15 protein-coding genes are annotated in these 18,870 nt (G+C 33.8%); 7 read left to right on the top strand and 8 right to left on the bottom strand.

Annotated features, from left to right (window positions below):
- Positions 1–79: 79 nt before the first annotated feature.
- The 7 genes from ACFFLS_RS14975 to lysS form a co-directional block, all read right to left on the bottom strand.
- Positions 80–922, bottom strand: coding sequence for a bifunctional helix-turn-helix domain-containing protein/methylated-DNA--[protein]-cysteine S-methyltransferase (locus ACFFLS_RS14975; protein ID WP_379684688.1), 843 nt, complete (start codon positions 920–922; stop codon positions 80–82).
- A 194-nt stretch (positions 923–1,116) separates the two neighbouring features.
- Positions 1,117–1,449, bottom strand: a complete 333-nt coding sequence (locus tag ACFFLS_RS14970) for a DMT family transporter (protein WP_379684689.1) — start codon at positions 1,447–1,449, stop codon at positions 1,117–1,119.
- A 41-nt stretch (positions 1,450–1,490) separates the two neighbouring features.
- The gene (locus tag ACFFLS_RS14965) at positions 1,491–2,576 is read right to left on the bottom strand and encodes a hypothetical protein (protein WP_379684690.1); all 1,086 of its coding nucleotides are present in this window, start codon (positions 2,574–2,576) and stop codon (positions 1,491–1,493) included.
- A 10-nt stretch (positions 2,577–2,586) separates the two neighbouring features.
- Positions 2,587–2,871, bottom strand: a complete 285-nt coding sequence (locus ACFFLS_RS14960) for a hypothetical protein (RefSeq protein WP_379684691.1) — start codon at positions 2,869–2,871, stop codon at positions 2,587–2,589.
- 29 nt (positions 2,872–2,900) lie between these two features.
- Positions 2,901–3,239, bottom strand: coding sequence for a hypothetical protein (locus ACFFLS_RS14955; RefSeq protein ID WP_379684692.1), 339 nt, complete (start codon positions 3,237–3,239; stop codon positions 2,901–2,903).
- Positions 3,240–3,264: 25 nt separating this feature from the next.
- Complete coding sequence (locus tag ACFFLS_RS14950; protein WP_379684693.1) at positions 3,265–3,813, bottom strand: hypothetical protein; 549 nt, start codon at positions 3,811–3,813, stop codon at positions 3,265–3,267.
- Positions 3,814–4,187: 374 nt separating this feature from the next.
- Positions 4,188–5,888, bottom strand: a complete 1,701-nt coding sequence (lysS, locus tag ACFFLS_RS14945) for a lysine--tRNA ligase (protein WP_379684694.1) — start codon at positions 5,886–5,888, stop codon at positions 4,188–4,190.
- A 313-nt stretch (positions 5,889–6,201) separates the two neighbouring features.
- On the opposite strand from lysS, the gene ACFFLS_RS14940 reads away from it, so the two are divergent.
- From ACFFLS_RS14940 to ACFFLS_RS14915, 6 genes are all read left to right on the top strand, one after another.
- On the top strand, positions 6,202–6,927 hold the full coding sequence (locus tag ACFFLS_RS14940; RefSeq protein ID WP_379684695.1) for a hypothetical protein: 726 nt from the start codon (positions 6,202–6,204) through the stop codon (positions 6,925–6,927).
- 57 nt (positions 6,928–6,984) lie between these two features.
- Positions 6,985–7,764, top strand: coding sequence for a hypothetical protein (locus ACFFLS_RS14935; RefSeq protein ID WP_379684696.1), 780 nt, complete (start codon positions 6,985–6,987; stop codon positions 7,762–7,764).
- Between the two features lie 64 nt (positions 7,765–7,828).
- Complete coding sequence (locus ACFFLS_RS14930) at positions 7,829–8,578, top strand: hypothetical protein (protein WP_379684697.1); 750 nt, start codon at positions 7,829–7,831, stop codon at positions 8,576–8,578.
- A gap of 5 nt (positions 8,579–8,583) precedes the next feature.
- Positions 8,584–9,282 carry a lipoyl(octanoyl) transferase LipB gene (lipB, locus tag ACFFLS_RS14925; protein ID WP_379684698.1) on the top strand — a complete coding sequence of 233 codons (699 nt, stop codon included), beginning with the start codon at positions 8,584–8,586 and terminating at the stop codon, positions 9,280–9,282.
- Between the two features lie 666 nt (positions 9,283–9,948).
- Positions 9,949–13,080 (top strand): SusC/RagA family TonB-linked outer membrane protein, encoded by a 3,132-nt coding sequence (locus tag ACFFLS_RS14920; protein ID WP_379684699.1) that lies wholly within the window; start codon positions 9,949–9,951, stop codon positions 13,078–13,080.
- 9 nt (positions 13,081–13,089) lie between these two features.
- Positions 13,090–14,670, top strand: coding sequence for a RagB/SusD family nutrient uptake outer membrane protein (locus ACFFLS_RS14915; protein WP_379684700.1), 1,581 nt, complete (start codon positions 13,090–13,092; stop codon positions 14,668–14,670).
- Positions 14,671–14,770: 100 nt separating this feature from the next.
- On the opposite strand, the gene rnhB is transcribed toward ACFFLS_RS14915, so the two are convergent.
- Positions 14,771–15,436, bottom strand: a complete 666-nt coding sequence (gene rnhB / locus ACFFLS_RS14910; RefSeq protein WP_379684701.1) for a ribonuclease HII — start codon at positions 15,434–15,436, stop codon at positions 14,771–14,773.
- Between the two features lie 313 nt (positions 15,437–15,749).
- Between rnhB and ACFFLS_RS14905 the strand changes: the two genes are divergently transcribed.
- Positions 15,750–18,860: a SusC/RagA family TonB-linked outer membrane protein gene (locus ACFFLS_RS14905; RefSeq protein ID WP_379684702.1), complete on the top strand. Its 3,111-nt coding sequence runs from the start codon at positions 15,750–15,752 to the stop codon at positions 18,858–18,860.
- Positions 18,861–18,870: the final 10 nt, after the last annotated feature.

The following is an 18,870-nucleotide window of genomic DNA, read 5'->3' as shown; positions in this document are numbered from 1 at the left end:
ATTACTCGAATTACACAAATTTTGCTTTTGATTGATAAAAATAATTCGTGCTAATTTGAGTAATTTGTGGCGAAAAAAATTAAAGATTTATCTGTGCGCCTTCCCAGCCAATTATGGCTGTTTTACGTGTGTTTCCCCACATATAACCGCCAAAAACACCTGACGACTGGATTACACGGTGACAAGGAATAAGGAATGCAACAGGATTGCTTCCAATCGCTGTTCCAACTGCACGCGATGCATTTGGTTTTTGAATTTGCTGCGCCACAGCGCCATAAGTAGAAAGTTGTCCCATTGGGATCTTCAATAAGGTTTCCCAGACTTTCAATTGAAAATCGGTTCCTTTTAAATGAAGTTTAATTTCAGATAATTTGCTCCAATCGTTCTGAAAAATAAATAAGGCATTTTGTTGTACTAAATCCAATTTTTTAGAAAATTGAGCATTTGGGAATTTGTCTTTTAATGCACTAAATCCGGTTATTTCATCTTCGGCGAAAGCCATAAAACAAACGCCTTTTGGAGTAGATGCGACAACGATATTTCCAAACGGACTTTCGGCAAAACTGTAATTTATCTCCAGATTTTTTCCGCCATTTTTATATTCCGCTGGCGTCATTCCTTCAATATTTACAAATAAATCATGAAGTCGACTGGTGCCGGAAAGTCCAGTTTCAAAAGCCGTTTCAGAAATTGTAGCCTGATTTTCTTTGAGCAGTTTTTTGGCGTGCTCGATACTTGTATATTGCAAAAATTTCTTCGGACTTGTTCCAGCCCAATCGCTGAAAAGCCGCTGAAAGTGAAACGGACTTAAATGCACTTTTTCTGCTACTTCATCCAGATTCGGCTGCTCTTTAAAATTAGCTTTGATATAATCTATAGCTTCGGCAATACGATTATAATTGATGGTTTCCTGTGTGTTCATCTTCTTTCCATTTTATAAGACAAAGATCGATTGGTTTGTGCGGGAATAAAATCTGAAACTTGCTTTGTTTTTTTATGCCGCAAAGGCGCTAAGGCACGAAGGTTTTTTTGAAGTATTGAAATGCTAAGCGAAACATAATGGGCATGATAGTAAAATTAAAACTTTGTGTCTTAGTGCCTTCGTGGCATTACCTATCAATGAGCAGTAGTCTTAGAAAAAACATTAATCACAATAACTCCAATCGCAATTAAGGCGAGACCAATAATAGCTGGCAGATCCGGAATTTCTTTAAAGAAAACAGCACCGATAATCGTTATTAAGACAATGCCAACTCCAGACCAAATAGCATAAGCAAAACCAACCGGAATAGTTCTAATAGCAAAACTTAAGAAATAAAAGGCACCACAATAACCAACCACAGTTATAATACTTGGAATTAATCGGGTAAACTCCTCAGACTTTTTTAATGCCGAAGTCGCAATGATTTCGAAGATTATAGCAAGACCTAAAAATATAAAATTCTTCATAGTTCACTTTTTTACAAAGGTAAACTTTAAACCGGAACGATTTATTTAAGATTATCTTTTGCTCCGGCTACAGATATAAGTTTATAGCCTTTTTCGGTTCTTAAAAAATGAAGATGATCTTGTTTGAAATCAGCTTTGTTTTTTGGGTTGATTACAATGTTTTTAACAGGATAGATCCAATCCTTAGATTCATGACAATTGTTGAAATAAATGTCGTATTCGGGCGATTCAAAAATAAACTGATTCAGTCCGTCTGTTGCTATAAAATAATCTGTTTTTGGATTTTTTAATTCTTCAAGCTTTAATTTTAGATAGAGGTAATTTTGTTCTATAAACTTCGATTTAGGTACATTTAACCAACCATCGGGTTCTTTCCAATACGTGATTTTTTCAAAAGAATGTTTTTCTAAATTGGCTTTGGATAAATCGGTAAGTAAAGTGTTTCGCAGCCAATTTGTAAATTCTTTTTCGTAGTTAATAAACGAATAATATTGACCGTCTACTCCCAGAAAATTATCTCTTGTTTTGTCTTTGCTTGGTTCTTTTGATTTTTCTAGCGAATAAAAATTTAAATTGTTATCACTTTTAAAGTTGTTGACAAGAACCTTGTTATTGAGGTCGATAAGAAGTTCTTTTCCTCCGGTCCAGAAAAAATGTTCTCCCAGAGGATCTCTTTTCTTTTTAGCGCCTTTGAGGACAGAAATCAAGCCGTTATGAACTTTTGATACAACATCATATGCTGCTGGAATTACAATTTTCCCTTCACCGTTATAGATTCCCATTTTGTCTGTTTTGGAATCTCTAAATCTTATATAACCTTCATTTTCACAATCGGGACTGTTGTCAAAAGTGAATAAGCTGTCTCGTCCAACAACTTTTCCTTGTTTGGTCAAATAATAGCTTTTCCATTTGCCGTTTTCTTCTTCAGAAACAGCGATGATATTTTCGAATTTTTGCGCAGTTATAAAACCTGAAAATTTAGGTTCAATTTTAACGATGCCGTTCTTGTCTTTAAAACCTACAAGCGTAGTGTCTTTATTTGGAAAAGAAACCCAGATATCATTGCTTTGGGCGAAGACTGAACAAGTAAAAAAGGCGAATATATAAAAAGGAATAATCTTTTTCATGAAAATAATTTTATCTGAGATGAACTTCTGTTTCTTTATTTTTTGCTTCTTCAAAACAATCAGAACATAACATTTTGAAATCGGCCAAGGATTGAAAAGTCTCTGTCCATTCTTCTTCATTATCGAGAAGATATTGTTCGCAAGAGCCACACCAAGCGATTTGTGGAAGATCATCCTCTGCTTCTGAATAGTAAAAACCGATTTGATTTTTTGAATCTATGGCTGTTGCTAAATGTATGCAGGCAAAAGATATGTCTTTTGAGCCGTGTATGTCACAGGGAATTTTGTCAATCATTGTGGATGTTGGAGTTGAAAAAAATAATGCTACATTACTTCAATTAACTTAAATTTTAAGCTATTATTGTAGAATTCGGTGTGTAATGTCACTTCGGTTTCTTTATTGTCAAGAGTAAAAATCTTTGCTTCGATGCCGAATCCTTCTGTAGAATCATATTTAAAGATATCAAAATGAGTTTCCAGAATTTTGAATTTTGGTAGATTTTCAGTTTCAAAATAGTCGAACAATTCTTCTTTGATTTCTTCTAAAACAGCACTATTGATCCCGAAATTGTTCTTTAATTTTTCAAAATCTTCTGTGTTGATGTTTTCTACTAATTCGCAAGTTAGTTTGAAGGCAGTTTCTTTAATGCTTTTTTCAACCATTTTATTATAGGTTTAAAGAGGAGTTTTATTTTTTCTTTTCTTGTTTTTCTTGTTCTTTTCTGGCTTTTTCCTCTTCTTTTAGCCTTTTTTCTTCTTCTTGTTTTTTAGCTAGCTCTTCTTTTTTGATTTTATCATCTTCCAGTTTCTGCTTCAAATCCTGAATTTTGTTTGAAGTTTTTTCGATATCCTTTTTTGAATCGGTTATTTTTTCTTCCGATTTTGCTATTTTCTTTTTAGCTTTTTCGATTTCTTTCTGAGCGTCAGTATTATTGGCTGAACTGTTTTCAAGCGCAGCTAATTCTTCTTGTTTTAGTTTTAAATCGGCTTCTTTTTCTGCGGTTTTATTTTCTTGCTTTTGAAGTTTTCTTTCTTCGTTTGCCAGTTTTTCTTCGGTAGTTTGTATACTACGCATCATGTTTGTCATATTACGCTGCTGTTGTTGCTGTAGTAAAAACATTTGGTTTTGCTGTCTCACCATGGCATTTGAAGATTGCATTTGCCTATGAAAACTGGTTTGTGCATTGCTTATAAATGATAAAAATAATAGTGTGATTAAAGTTAGGCGTGTTCTCATATTTTATCGCAGATATTGGGGTTTACAAGTCAAATTTAGGTTTATTTTTTAGAAAACATCCAAATTATCTGATTAATATGAACGTTCTTGATGTACATGTGCGTGAGGGATAGGAGCTGGCTACCGAAGTAGCGCGGATAGCCCGACAGCAACCCAATAAAAGGGCGTATAAGCGCATTGGTGAGTTTGCCCTTTTATTGGGTTGGTGGCACGCCCAGATTATTTTTTGTTTTATTTGTTTCAGGTTTCAGGTTTGACGTTTCCGAATGACTTGAAATCTGAGACAAAAACAAAACCCGACAAGTTTTTAAACCTGTCGGGTTGCTATATCATAAAAAATCCAATTTTGGAATTTGGAATTTCTGAATTGGAATTTACTCTGCCAATTCCACAAATTTAAATTCGCCGTCAACGACAACTTTAGTTAAACCATGTTTCGATAAGTTTTTCATAGAAGCATCCCATTTTTTACCGCTCAAATTTGCAGTAATTTTTAATTGCTGAAGATCCATTTTATTGTCATTTCCTTTCAATAAATCAACTATGAATTTCTCTTCATCAGAAAGTTCAACTGTTTGTTTTTTCTCCGGACGCATTTGTGGGAACAATAAAACTTCCTGAATAGAAGCATTATTCGTTAAATACATAATCAAACGATCCATTCCAATTCCCATTCCAGAAGTTGGAGGCATACCATATTCAAGTGCTCTTAAGAAATCTTCGTCGATAATTCCGTTTGCTTCATCATCACCTTTTGCTGCCAAACGCATTTGATCTTCAAAACGTTCTCTTTGATCAATCGGGTCATTTAATTCAGAATACGCATTTGCGATTTCTTTACCGCAAACCATTAATTCAAAACGTTCCGTCAAATCTGGATTGTCGCGGTGTTCTTTACAAAGTGGCGACATTTCTTTAGGATAATCAGTAATGAAAGTTGGCTGAATATAATTTCCTTCGCATTTCGCTCCAAAAATCTCATCAATCAATTTTCCTTTACCCATTGTTTTATCCACTTCAATTCCCATTCCTCTTGCAGCTTCAAACAATTCTTCTTCTGATTTTCCTGAAATATCAAAACCAGTAAAATGTTTGATAGAATCTGTCATCGTAACACGAGCATAAGGCGCTTTAAAGTTAATTTGGTGTTCACCAAAAGTAACTTCGCTAGTTCCATTTACAGCAATTGCACAATGCTCCAATAAACCTTCAGCAAATTCCATCATCCAGTTGTAGTCTTTGTAAGCTACATATATTTCCATTGCAGTAAATTCAGGATTATGCGTTCTGTCCATTCCTTCGTTACGGAAGTTTCTGGAGAACTCATAAACACCTTCAAATCCACCAACAATTAATCTTTTCAAATACAACTCATTCGCAATACGCATGTAAAGCGGAATATCAAGCGAGTTATGATGCGTAATAAATGGTCTCGCCGAAGCTCCTCCAGGAATGGATTGTAAAACTGGAGTATCAACTTCAAGATATCCAGCGTCGTTAAAATAACCACGCATTGCAGTAAATAACTTAGTACGTTTGATGAAAGTTTCTTTAACCTGCGGATTAACCGTTAAATCTACATAACGCATTCTATAACGCAATTCAGCATCGTTAAAAGCATCGTGAATGTTTCCGTCTTCATCTACTTTTGGCAAAGGAAGCGGACGCAAAGTTTTACTCAAAAAAGTAAAACCGCTCACACGAATACATTTCGCACCAACCTGAGTCGTAAACAATTCTCCTTCAATACCAATAAAATCGCCCAAATCGGTCAATTTCTTAAAAACCTGGTTGTATAAAGTTTTATCATCGCCTTCACACAAAACATCACGATTCACGTACAATTGAATACGTCCTTCGCTATCCTGTAATTCAGCAAAACAAGCTTTACCCTGATCACGAACACTCATCAAACGCCCCGCAGCGATTACCTTCTTACCTTCCTCAAAAGTTTCTTTTATCTGCTTCGAAGTATGATTTACAGGAAAAAGATTAGCCGGATAAGGATTGATTCCCAGATTGCGTAAGTTTTGAAGTTTTTCTCTTCTAATGATTTCTTGTTCTGATAATGCCATTTTGTGCTATTTTTTTAAGTGTGCAAAGATAAAATTTTTGTTTCAAGTTTCAAGTCAAAGTGTTAAGGTTTTTTGCAGCAGAAATTTGCCGTTTTTTCAAGAACGTTTTGTCCCGCTATCCGCTAAATTCCCGATTAACAAAAACTACGACTAAAAAGTCTTGTTTTTCTAAATCGGGAGATACCGCTTCTATCGGGGCTAGGAAAGAAGTTATGTTTTCAAAAGATATTTTAGCATAAAAACATTCCTGTAAGAAATCAACTAAAAAACGTAGTATCTTAGTCGCTTAAGAACTTAGATTTTTTTTCAAAAAATGAAACATATATCGACTTTTTTACTTCTTGTTTTGCTGATTAGTTGTCAGATTACAGAAAGGATAACTATTAACGAGGATGGAAGTGGCAGTATAGAAGTGGTTCAGCTTCGGGAAGAAAATAGTTATATGCAATTGGCTGGCGAACAATATTCCAAAGAAAATGTTTTTAAGGATACTGCTTATGTTTTTAAAGATTATATCAGTAAGTACAAAGAAAATTTTTCACAATATAAACCAGAAGAACAGCAGTTGTTTCAAAAATATGCGAATGTAAAAACGCATGTAAAAAGAAGCTCTTTCGAGAAAGAATTTAGAACTTCATTCAGACTTGACTTTAGCAAAGTTTCAGAAATTCCGGATTTGTACAAAACAGAAGATTATGCTTCAGACATACAGCACAATTATGCTTTAACAGCAGAAGAGCATTATTTCAGGATTGCCTATTCTTTTGACGGGAAAATTTTTAAACGTTCGGTTTTCGTTATAAACACAACTGAACTAGAAAAAATAAAACTGCAATGCAAGGAATTTAAAACCAAATACGGCGCAGCAAAACTTACTCAGCTGTATGCTTTGCAGTATCATTTTCCGAGGAAAATCAAATCGGTTTCAGATTCGAATGCGCTTATAAGTTCAGACAGAAAATCGTTGACGTTAGAATTTCAACTTTCAGATTGTCTGCAGAATCCTGAAATGACAAATCTAGAAGTTGTTTTAGAATAGGGCAATATAATCTTCAAAAGAGACTATCTTCGCCGCTGTAACCCAAATCTAAAAAGCATGAAGAAATATCTATTTTTCTACCTTATTATTATATGTTGTCTTACTAGCTGCACTATTAAAGAAAAAATGGTCATTAATGATGATGGCTCAGGAAGCTTTTTTTATGGCTTCGATATGGCAGGTTTGTACAAAATGGGAATGAAAAAAACAGATTCAACTGCTCATAAAAAGGTTGTTGATACAGTTTTTAACTTTAAGGATATTTTTAATAAAGCAAAAGACAGTATTGCAAAATTGCCTTTGGCAGATAGAGAAATGCTGAAAGTTCTGGAGAGTTTCAAAATCAATTTAAAAATAAACGAAGAGAAAAAGCAGTTTGAGTATAATATGGCTTTTGATTTTCCTACTTTAGATAGTATTCAGAATATGGCGCCGCCTTCTAAAGCAATGGAGGTTTTGGCGCTTACGGATAAAAAACAATTAGGAGCATTAAGTGCATTGCCGAAAAAAGAAACCGAAAAAACTTCTTTTGTCTATGACGGAAACGTTTTTATAAAAACAACCGATTTGCCAAAAAATGACAAAAATCGATCCCCTAAATCGAAAAAGAAAGGCAAAGACAAAGATGAACCAGACCCTTTTTTTGGAAAAATGACAGAAATGTTGAAAGAATGTAAATATTCTATGGAATATCACTTTCCAAAAAAAATCAAAACCGTTTCATTAAAAAATGCGATAATAGCTCCCGACAGAAAAAGTTTTGTATATGATATTCCGTTAGAAGATTTAGAAGAGGCCGATATGGATCTAGGCTTTAAAGTGACATTCGAAAATTAACCCAAAGTCCAGAAGGTGTTTCTTTGCAATAGTCTTTGTATCTTTGATGAAAAATTTTACTCTTATGAAATTATATAAATTACTAAGTTTTTGTTTTTTAATAGCGACATTAACGAGCTGTACTTTTACTGAAAATATTACCATCAACGAAAATGGAACTGGGAATTTTTCTGTAGATATCGATGGTTCTTCGTTAATGCAGATGGCTGGTGACCAAATTGGCAGTCAGATGGGAGCCGATGCAAAAAAAGACATAGATTCTACTTTTAGCTTCAAGCAGATGTTTGAACAAAAGAAAGACAGTATTGCAAAATTGTCTCCTGAGACACAACAGGAACTTAAAAAGCTTGAAAATTTTACGATCAAAACCAAAATGAGCTCCGAAAAGAAAGAGTTTTTAATGACCATGGCTATGGATTTTAAAAATGTAAACGAATTGCAGGATATTTTGCAGTCGGCAAGCACGCTTCAGAAATTAGAAGGAGGAAATGCTCCATCGCCCGTAGGAGCTGGTTTTGGAGGTAACAACAGTAAACTGAGTTATAAGTACGATGGTAAAAAGTTTAGCCGTAAAGCAATCATAGATCAGCAGAAATTGGCAGAAAAAGCAAAAGATTCTGCAGATATGTCAAAAATGATATTTGCTTCGTCGAATTATATAATAAAGTACCACTTTCCAAAAAAAATCAAAAAGGTATCCAATCCTAATGCTTTGTTTAGCGACGATAGAAAATCAATTACAATTCAATATTCTTTTACGGATTATATGGAGAATCCAGAGAAACTTAATTTTGAAGTTGAGTTCGAAAAATAATTAAAATGAATAAAAAAATTCAGCTTCAGGATTTAGGCAAGAAAGATTATAAATCGACTTGGGACTATCAGGAGGAACTTTTTACGGGTATAGTCGATCTTAAAATAAAAAATAGACGTGAAGAATTAGATCTTCAAACGCCTAACTATTTTTTGTTTGTTGAGCATCCCCATGTTTATACTTTAGGAAAAAGCGGTGATTTTGAAAATCTTCTTTTAAATGAAAAACAGCTAGAGGCAAAAGGAGCTTCATTCTATAAAATAAATCGAGGAGGAGATATAACTTATCATGGTCCAGGACAAATTGTAGGATATCCAATTTTGGATTTAGAAAATTTCTTTACAGATATTCACAAATATCTTCGTTATCTCGAAGAGTCAATTATTCTTACTTTAGGAGAGTACGGCTTAAAAAGCGGTAGAAGCGAGGGCGAAACAGGTGTATGGCTTGATGTCGGAACTCCGTTTGCACGAAAAATATGTGCGATGGGCGTTCGTGCTTCTCGTTGGGTAACCATGCACGGATTTGCATTGAATGTAAATGTTGATTTGGGATATTTTGACAATATTATTCCGTGTGGCATCCGCGGAAAAGGAGTTACTTCTTTAAATGTAGAACTTGGTGTAGAAAAAGTAGATGAGTCTGAAGTGAAAGAAAAAATCTTAAAGCATCTTTCAAGTTTGTTAGAAGCGGATTTTATTTAACAGCAAAAAAATAAGGTTATCAGGCCGGAAAAGTTATTAAGATGACTTTTCCGGTTTTTTTTGCTATTTATTGATACAAAAAAACTGTAAAAATGATATTTTTGAGAAAGTTCGTAACGTTTGAATTATAAAATTATTGTGTTTAGGTTAATTTTTTTTGCTGAACTGGCGTTTTTACTAGCTCTAAATATTTTTTTATTCATAAAATACTGTATAAAATTATGATGATGTACTTTGGTTTTAGTAGGTAAATACTAGTAAAAACGGCGTTATTGTCTAATTTTAATAAATTTTTGAAGATTTTTCCGTTTTCTTGTTTAAGATTAATTTTAAAAGCATTTTTCTTTTTTAAAAGCATTTAAATTTTGCGAATAATTCAAAAATAGAAATATTTTTTATGGTTTTATTAAAATCAGTAGCTACTTTTTGTTTTCTCCTCAATTTGCTTCAAAAACCGCTTTGAAGCCTGTTAAAGCATGAAATTGCGATATGATAGAAATAGTGTCTTATTTTTATGAAATATGTTTTTTTTGGTCTGAAAAATTATGATTTAATAATCAACTGTTAAAGTGTTATTAAAGAATTACAACTTTTATATTCGAAAATGTTTGTTATTTTAAGAAATAATTAAGATGTTTGCCATCTACTAATTCAAAATAAATTAAAATGAAATTAAAATTTAAATGGATTTTCACGCTATTTATAGCGTTATCTATGCAGTTTTCTTTCGCTCAAGAGAGAACTGTAACTGGTACGGTATCTGATAAAACAGGTGCTATCCCAGGTGTGAACGTTCTGGTTAAAGGAACAAAAACAACTACGCATTCGGATTTTGATGGTAGTTATTCTATTAAAGCAAAAACAGGAGATGTTTTAGTTTTCTCATACGTTGGTATGTCAAACAAACAAGTAACTGTTGGAACTGCAAATTCTATTAATGTGGTTTTAGAGTCTGAAGCTCAATTAATGAATGAGGTGGTAGTAGTAGGTTACGGTGTTCAGAAAAGAAAAGAAGTTACCGGGTCTATTGCTAAAATCGCAGGAAAAGACATTGCTAACTTGGTAACTCCATCTTTTGAAGGTGTTTTAGCAGGTAGAGCGACTGGGGTTCAGGTTTTAACAAACACTGGTCTTCTTGGAGCTGCTCCAAAAATTAGAATTAGAGGTATTGGATCTATTTCTGGTAGTACAGAGCCATTAATTGTAGTAGATGGTATTCCAATTTATTCTGGTGATATTGGAGGTGTTTCGCCAACAAATGGTTTGGCTGATATTAACCCAGAAGACATCGAGTCTTTTGACGTATTAAAAGATGGTGCTGCAACAGCTATTTATGGTTCTAGAGCTGCAAACGGGGTAATCTTGATTACTACTAAAAGTGGTAAAAAAGGTACTTTAAAAGTTTCTTACTCAAGTGTTTTTGGTGTTGCTAGTGCAGCTAAAAAATACGATTTGTTACAAACTCCTGATTTTATTACTATTTCTAATGAGAAAAGATTAAACTTGGCGACTGCTACGAACACTACTTATAGTCCATGGGCAGCAGGAACTACTTTTAATACAGATTGGCAGTCTGCGGTTTTAAGAAATGCTCCTCAAATGACGCACAATCTTAACTTTAGTGGAGGTTCTGATAAAACTAAATACTATTTATCTTTAGGTCTTACTGATATGGATGGTATCAATTTAGCTAATAGTATGAAAAAATATTCTATTAGAACAAACATTGACCAAGAGATTAACAAATGGTTAAGTGTTGGTACTAACGTAGCTTTGAACAGAACGGAATATAACGGATTGAATAGCAATGCTAGTGGTCTTTCTGGGAACATATTTAATACAATCAGACAGCTTCCAAATATTCCGATTTATGATGCTGCAGATCCAACAGGATACAACCTTTCTCCAAACAACGCAACAGTGGGTAGATGGGATAACTTAGCTGAAGCAGGAGATAATATTACAAATATTATTTACGCTCTTGATCATAATAAATACAAATCAAAAACAACGAGAATTATTGCAAGTGCTTACGCAAATGCAAAAATTACTTCTGATTTGAGTTATAAATTACAAGTAAGTGCTGATAACGCATCTACAGATGGTTTCTATTACTGGAACCCAGTACATGGAGATGGTCGTACTTCAAACGGTATTGTTTACCAAGAAAACAGAAATCTTTTAAGATGGAACTGGCAGAATATCTTAAACTACAAACATACTTTTGCTGAAGATCACAATCTTGGTCTAACAGGAGTTATGGAATATCAAAAATCTAGAGACCAATTATTATGGGGTCAAGGAAGTGATATTATCAGTGATTTCTTTGATGAAAACTTAGTTACAAATAGTTTTAATACTAAAGATACTGGTGGAGGTATTTCTGAAAAAGGAATTATTTCTTACTTAGGACGTTTTACATACAACTTTAAAGAGAAATATTTTGTACAAGCTTCTCTTAGACGTGACGGAATTTCTCAGTTTGAGAAAGATGTTAGATACCATAACTTCCCTGGAGTTTCTGCAGGTTGGACAGTTTCTAAAGAAAGTTTCATGGAAGGAATCAGCACTGTAGTTTCTGATTTCAAATTAAGAGGTTCTTATTCAGAAGTTGGTAACGTTGATGTATTAAACTCAGCTCCTTATCCTTCAAAAGATCTTACAATTGGTTCTCCATATGGTAGTTCAAACGGTATTGGTTACTATCAATTCCAAAATCCTCTATTACAATGGGAAACTTCTACAAAAGTTGACTTTGGTGTAGATTTCGGATTCTTAAACAATCGTTTGACTTTAGCATTTGACTATTTCAAAAATAATATTGATAACTTAGTACTTGCTGCTCCAACTCCTCCTTCTATTGGTATTCCTAACAATACAGTTAACCAGAATGTTGGTAAAATGTATAACCAAGGATATGAGTTCGCAGTTAGCTTTAAAGCAATCAATAATGCAAACTTTTCTTGGGATCTTGCTTCTAACTTAACGCTTACTAAAAATAAAGTTACAACTTTATACCAAGGTCAAGCTATCGTAGGAGGTTCGTCTACAGATACAAACATTGCACCAAATATTATTATTAAAGAAGGAGAATCAATCAATTCTTTATACGGATTCAAATATTATGGTGTTAACAAAGCAAATGGTAACCCAGTTTACTACAAAGCAAACGGAAGCTTAGTACAAGGAAACATTAATGATGGATTGTATTATACTTATGATGAGGCTAACCCAGGTGCAGCGATGAATACAGCTAGCAGATCTTCTTTATCAACTTCTGACAAGACGATTTTAGGGAATACATTGCCAACATATTATGGATCGTTCTCATCTAATATGAAATATAAAAACTTTGATCTTGGATTTATGTTCAGATTTAGTGGAGGAAATAAAATCTTCAACTCAACAAGAAGAGAGTTGATGAACCAAAACTTTAACAACAACGGAACTGAGATTTTAGGAAGATGGCAAAGTGTTGACAATCCTGGAGACGGATGGACGCCAAAATTATATGCAAGTTCAAATACATTTACTAACCTTTCTGGAAGTGCTAGTACACGTTTCGTAGAAAAAGGTGATTTTATCTCACTTGATAACATTAGTTTAGGTTATACATTGCCTAAGATGTTATTAGATAAAATCGGTGTTGATAGTTTCAGATTATTTGTTCAAGGACAAAATATCTGGTTAATTTCAGACTACAAAGGTTTAAATCCTGAAATGGAAACATCTGGAGTAGATATCAATGGTACTCCACGTGCTAAAGTAATATCTGTAGGATTAAATGTAAGTTTATAATAAAGACATATGAAAAATATAATAAAAACAATTTTGCTTTCTGCAGCGGTACTCGGGATGAGTGCATGTACAGAAGAAAAAATAGTGGATTTAAAACCAATCAACAATATTCTAAGTCCTGATGCTTTTACAACGCCAACGTTGATAGCAACATATATGAATGGTGTTTACAATGCTGCTGCAGTAGGACAATATAACGCTATACCAACAAGTCCAAACGGTGGTAGAGGTTATATATGGGGAGCTGCCTTCGTTCAACAAGGTGAAACTAGAGGAGAAGATGTAGTAAATTTGCAGACTTTTTATGAGTTGACATATAAAACTACTTATGATCCAACTACAGCTAATAACGTTTACTACTGGGTTGACGGTTACAGATTAATCAACAGATGTAACCTTATGATTGAGGGAACTAATGATGCTGTAGCAAAAGGTATTATTACTAAAGCAATCGGAGATAACTATATCGGACAGTGTAAATTTTTAAGAGCGATAACACACTTAGAGCTTCTTACTTATTTTGCAAGACCATATCACTTTACTGCTGGTGCTACTCATCCAGGTGTTCCTTACAGAGAAGTTGGGGTAAATACTTTTGAAGAAATTAATTCAGAATCTGCAAAACCAAGAAATACAGTTGCAGAATGTTATGATAAAATTTTAGCAGACTTAAACGATGCTGAAACCTTAATCACTACTGGTAGTAGTGCTACATTCTCTGCAAGAGTTGTAGGAAGAGCTTCTAAATGGGCTGCAATCGCGTTCAAGACAAGGCTTTATCTTCAAAAAAGAGATTGGCCAAATGTATTGGTTGAAGGAGCTAAATTAAATGGTGCTTTTGCTTTAACAGTTGATCCTTATGCTCCTTTTCAAGGGACTACAACACCTGCGCCTAGCAATAGCGAATCTATCTTTTCTATCCAGCATTCAGGTATTTCTAATCCTACTGTAAATGGTGCTTTGGCTCCAATCTTAAAAGACAGAGCTTTAGTATGTATCAGTCCAATTCTTTGGAGAGATCCACAATGGCTTACTAATGATAAACGTAGAGAAGATGGAAAATTCATCTATACTGCTTCAGGTATTAAGTATACTAATAAATATACTGACGTAACTAACAGATCAGATGCTGCTCCAGTTATCAGATATGCTGAGGTAGTATTAAATATGGCTGAAGCTAACGCTCGTTTAGGAAATTCAGCAACAGCTTTGACTTTGTTGAACTCTGTTAGAGACCGATCTTTGGCTACTCCTGCAACTCAGTCTTATACTGCAGCTTCTTATGTTACAAATGCAGATTTAGTAGCTTTAATTCTTAAAGAAAGAAGAATTGAGTTTTTACAAGAAGGACGTAGATGGACTGATATCCACAGATTAATAGATGATCCAATTGCTTCTGTTGCTACTCATGGTATTCCTGCAAAAGTTGCCAGTGGTACTGTTCCTGCAACTGCGTTTGTATTAGGAAACGGCTATGTTGTCACTACTGCTCTTGCTGCAATTCCATCTACTGATTATAAATTCTTGTGGCCATTACCACAATTAGAAATGAATACTAATCCTGGTTTAGGTCAAAACCCAGACTGGTAGGATTTAAAATAAATGTTTATAGAAAAGCCCTCAATCAAAAGATTGAGGGCTTTTTACTTTTTTTAGATGTTTTTAAATCTTAAATATTTCAAATTATTATTTATTCGCAGAAGTCAAGCTGTAATTGTTCAGGAAGCAATCTAAAGCTCATTCTGTGATATTTGGTTGTTCCGTATTTTTTAATGGCTTCGCGGTGCTCTTTTGTCGGATAGCCTTTATTTTGTTTCCAATTGTACATTGGAAACTCTTCATGAATTTTATCCATAAATTCGTCCCTATATGTTTTTGCCAATATAGAAGCGGCTGCAATACTTAAAAATTTCGAATCTCCTTTTATGATGCTTTGATGTGGAATCGATTTTAGAAGTGCTATTTCATCTAAAGTAAATTGTTTGCCAAAATTATTTTTTATGCCCAGTTTAGAGTTTAAGGATCTATTACCGTCTACAATAATAAATTCTGGTGTATGAGCCAGTTTTAAAACACATTCCTGCATTCCTTTCATCGATGCATTTAAAATGTTTATTTCATCAATCTCATCCGCGTGAAGGTGCGTAACTGCATAAGTCAAAGCCTGTTCTTCTATTAATGGTTTTAAAAGAAACCTCGTTTTCTCAGACAATTGTTTACTGTCATTTAGTAATTGATTTTCAAAGTCAGCTGGCAAAATTACGGCAGCAGCTGTAACAGGCCCAGCTAGACAGCCTCTCCCGGCTTCGTCTGTGCCAGATTCTAATATAAATCCCGAATAATTACGTTGAAGCATTTTTTATTCTTTTTAGATAAGGCAAATATCTATTTATTTTCTCGAGCGGGCAATTATTTTGTAAGTGAGCTACAAAGTTAAGATGTCGAAGTATGTTAAAATTTAAGTTTAATGATTTTTTTTTCAAGTTTTAAAATAACATTAAAGCATTGACTATTATTTACTTATATTTAACTTTAACTTTTTTTGTAATCTTTGTTTTATTTTTTTTAAATTTTAATGTAGGAAAAAGGTTAAAATTTAACAGTTTTATGTTTTAAATGTAAGATAAATAACTCATTTTTGTCAGATTATTAACTCAAAATAATTTCACATGAGATTTAAATTTACATTTATTTTAACATTGCTTTTAATGTTAGGTATGCAGTTCGCCTTTGCTCAGGAACGAACTGTGACTGGTAAGGTCACTGACAAGACAGGAGCTATTCCGGGAGTGAATGTTCTTGTTAGAGGAACTAAAACAAGTACACACACTGATTTCGACGGAAGTTATTCTTTAAAAGTAAAAACAGGTAATATTTTAGTTTTCTCATACGTTGGGATGGCAAATAAAGAAGTTACCGTTGGAGCTTCAAACACTATTAATGTTGTTTTAGAATCTGAAGCCCAAATAATGGATGAAGTAGTCGTTGTTGGTTATGGTGTTCAGAAAAAAAGAGAAGTAACAGGTTCGATTTCTAAAATTTCTGGAAGCGATATTGCAAATTTGGTGACTCCGAGTTTTGAAGGAGCATTGGCGGGAAGAGCTACCGGAGTTCAGGTTTTAACCAATTCTGGTATTATCGGATCAGCTCCTAAGATTAGAATTAGAGGAATCGCATCTATTTCCGGATTAACTGAGCCTTTGATTGTTGTAGATGGAATGCCAATTGTGAGTGGTGATATTGGTGGTGCTGCAAATACTAATGGTCTGGCAGATATAAATCCTGCAGATATAGAGTCATTTGAGGTTTTAAAAGATGGTGCCGCAACTGCTATTTATGGTTCTAGAGCTGCAAATGGAGTCATTTTGATTACGACCAAAAGCGGTAAGAAAGGAACTATGAAACTTAATTTCTCAAGCACTCTTGGTATTGCATCAGTTTTTAAAAAGTATGATGTATTAGAAACTCCTGATTTTATAATGATTTCTAATGAGAAAAGAGCTAATATCAATGCTTCTCCATGGGCTGCAGGAACTACTTATAATACAGACTGGCAAAGTGCAGTTTTTAGAAGTGCTCCCCAAATTACTAATAATCTTGCGATAAGCGGAGGGACAGACAAAACAAAATATTATTTGTCTCTCGGAATTACCGATCAAAAAGGTATCAGTTTAGCAAATGAGATGAAGAGATATTCTATCAGAGCCAATATCGATCAGGAAATAAATAAATGGCTTAGTATTGGTACCAATTTGAGTGTTGCAAGAACAGAATATAACGGTTTAAATACCAATACAAATGGACTTTCTGGAAATGTTTTCAATACTCTAAGACAACAGCCAAACGTGCCGATTTATGACGCAAATAATGCAACAGGTTATAATCTTTCAAGCGACAACACCACTGTTGGGAAATGGGATAATAATGAAGTTGTAGGAGATAATATCACTAATATTGTTTATGTTTTAAATAATAACAAATATTATTCAAAGGTAAATAGAACATTAGCCAATGTCTTTGCAAATGCTAAAATTACTTCAGACTTAAGCTACAGGTTGCAGGTAAGTGCAGATAATGCTATAACAGGAGGAATGTATTATTGGAACCCGGTTCATGGTGATGGACGTTCGCGAAATGGAATTATATACAATGATAATACTGAATATACAAGATGGAACTGGCAGAATATAATAAACTATAAGAAAACATTTGCCGAAGACCACAATTTGGGAGTAACATTAGTTTCAGAATATCAGAAACAGAAATATCAGAATTTTTGGGGACAAGGAAGTGATTTGTTGAGTGATTTCTATAATAAAAATCTTGTATCAAATTCTTATTCTACTAAGGATTCTGGAGGTTCGGTTCGCGAAAAAGGGATTATTTCTTATTTAGGAAGATTCAATTATAATTATAAAGAAAAGTACTTTATTCAGGCTTCATTAAGACGAGACGGTATCTCTCAGTTCGAGTCAGATGTGAGATGGAATAATTTCCCAGGAGTTTCTGCTGGATGGACTGTTACGAAGGAAAAGTTTATGGAGGGAATCAGCGGTACGCTTTCTGATTTAAAATTAAGAGCATCTTATTCTCAAGTAGGAAATGTTGATGTTTTAGGAGGAATTGAATATCCTTCAAAAGGATTGACGATTAGTTCTCCTTATGGAACTCTAAATGGTCTAGGCTATTCGCAATTTGGGAATAGTGTGTTGCAATGGGAGACCAGTAAAAAAATCGATTATGGAATTGATTTAGGATTATTCAATAATCGCTTAACATTAGGTTTTGATTATTATAAAAATGATATAGACGGTTTGGTTTTAAAAGCACCAGTCCTTCCATCATTAGGTGTTCCAGACAATATAATAAACAGCAATGTTGGAAATATGTATAATGAAGGTTTAGAATTTGCATTGACATATAAAGCTATAAATACGAAAAACTTTTCATGGGATGTTTCTTCTAATCTAACACTTTCTAAAAACGTAGTTACTTCTCTACCAAGCGGTGACATGATTGGAGGTTCATACGTTGGTGATTCTAATGTTAACATCTCGCCAAATATTATTATTAGAGAAGGGGAATCGATTAATTCATTATATGGATATAAATATTGGGGAGTTAATAAATCCAATGGTAATCCAGTTTATTATAAAGCTGACGGAAGCTTAGTTCAAGCAAATTTACCGGGCACATCTTATTCTGTTTTTGATCCTGCGAAACCAACAGATGCTTCTAAATTATCTTCATTGGGAGCAGCAGACAAGGTAGTTTTAGGAAATACACTTCCTAAATATTTTGGTTCATTTAGCTCTAATATGAAATATAAAAACGTTGATTTTGGTTTTATGGTTAGATTCAGTGGAGGTAATAAAATCTTTAATGCAACACGAAGAGAGTTAATGAACCAAAACTTCAATAACAATAGCACGGAGATTTTAGGAAGATGGCAGAGTGTAGATAACCCAGGAGACGGCTGGACACCTAGATTATATGCAGGCAGTAACAATACGACAAATCTAAATGGTAACGCAACTTCTCGTTTTGTTGAAAACGGAAACTTCATTTCACTTGATAATGTCAGTTTAGGATACTCATTGCCAAAAGGATTATTAGACAAAATTGGAGTAGACAGTTTCAGGATTTTTACTCAAGCTCAAAACTTCTTGATGATTTCTAAATATAAGGGAGTTAATCCAGAAATGGAAACTGCAGGAGTAGACGTTAATGGTACACCGCGTTCTAAGGTAATGTCGATGGGAATAAATGTAAGTTTATAATACAAAAAAT

Origin of the sequence: Flavobacterium procerum (assembly GCF_042431625.1) — a bacterium.
Taxonomy (GTDB): Bacteria; Bacteroidota; Bacteroidia; order Flavobacteriales; family Flavobacteriaceae; genus Flavobacterium; species Flavobacterium procerum.
The sequence above is the reverse complement of the archived record's forward strand: the minus strand, read 5'-3'. Positions and strand labels throughout refer to the sequence as shown.

Coding starts and splice junctions, on each gene's coding strand:
- ACFFLS_RS14975 (WP_379684688.1), bottom strand. CDS start 922: ATGAACACACAGGAAACCATCAATTATAATCGTATTGCCGAAGCTATA.
- ACFFLS_RS14970 (WP_379684689.1), bottom strand. CDS start 1,449: ATGAAGAATTTTATATTTTTAGGTCTTGCTATAATCTTCGAAATCATT.
- ACFFLS_RS14965 (WP_379684690.1), bottom strand. CDS start 2,576: ATGAAAAAGATTATTCCTTTTTATATATTCGCCTTTTTTACTTGTTCA.
- ACFFLS_RS14960 (WP_379684691.1), bottom strand. CDS start 2,871: ATGATTGACAAAATTCCCTGTGACATACACGGCTCAAAAGACATATCT.
- ACFFLS_RS14955 (WP_379684692.1), bottom strand. CDS start 3,239: ATGGTTGAAAAAAGCATTAAAGAAACTGCCTTCAAACTAACTTGCGAA.
- ACFFLS_RS14950 (WP_379684693.1), bottom strand. CDS start 3,813: ATGAGAACACGCCTAACTTTAATCACACTATTATTTTTATCATTTATA.
- lysS (WP_379684694.1), bottom strand. CDS start 5,888: ATGGCATTATCAGAACAAGAAATCATTAGAAGAGAAAAACTTCAAAAC.
- ACFFLS_RS14940 (WP_379684695.1), top strand. CDS start 6,202: ATGAAACATATATCGACTTTTTTACTTCTTGTTTTGCTGATTAGTTGT.
- ACFFLS_RS14935 (WP_379684696.1), top strand. CDS start 6,985: ATGAAGAAATATCTATTTTTCTACCTTATTATTATATGTTGTCTTACT.
- ACFFLS_RS14930 (WP_379684697.1), top strand. CDS start 7,829: ATGAAATTATATAAATTACTAAGTTTTTGTTTTTTAATAGCGACATTA.
- lipB (WP_379684698.1), top strand. CDS start 8,584: ATGAATAAAAAAATTCAGCTTCAGGATTTAGGCAAGAAAGATTATAAA.
- ACFFLS_RS14920 (WP_379684699.1), top strand. CDS start 9,949: ATGAAATTAAAATTTAAATGGATTTTCACGCTATTTATAGCGTTATCT.
- ACFFLS_RS14915 (WP_379684700.1), top strand. CDS start 13,090: ATGAAAAATATAATAAAAACAATTTTGCTTTCTGCAGCGGTACTCGGG.
- rnhB (WP_379684701.1), bottom strand. CDS start 15,436: ATGCTTCAACGTAATTATTCGGGATTTATATTAGAATCTGGCACAGAC.
- ACFFLS_RS14905 (WP_379684702.1), top strand. CDS start 15,750: ATGAGATTTAAATTTACATTTATTTTAACATTGCTTTTAATGTTAGGT.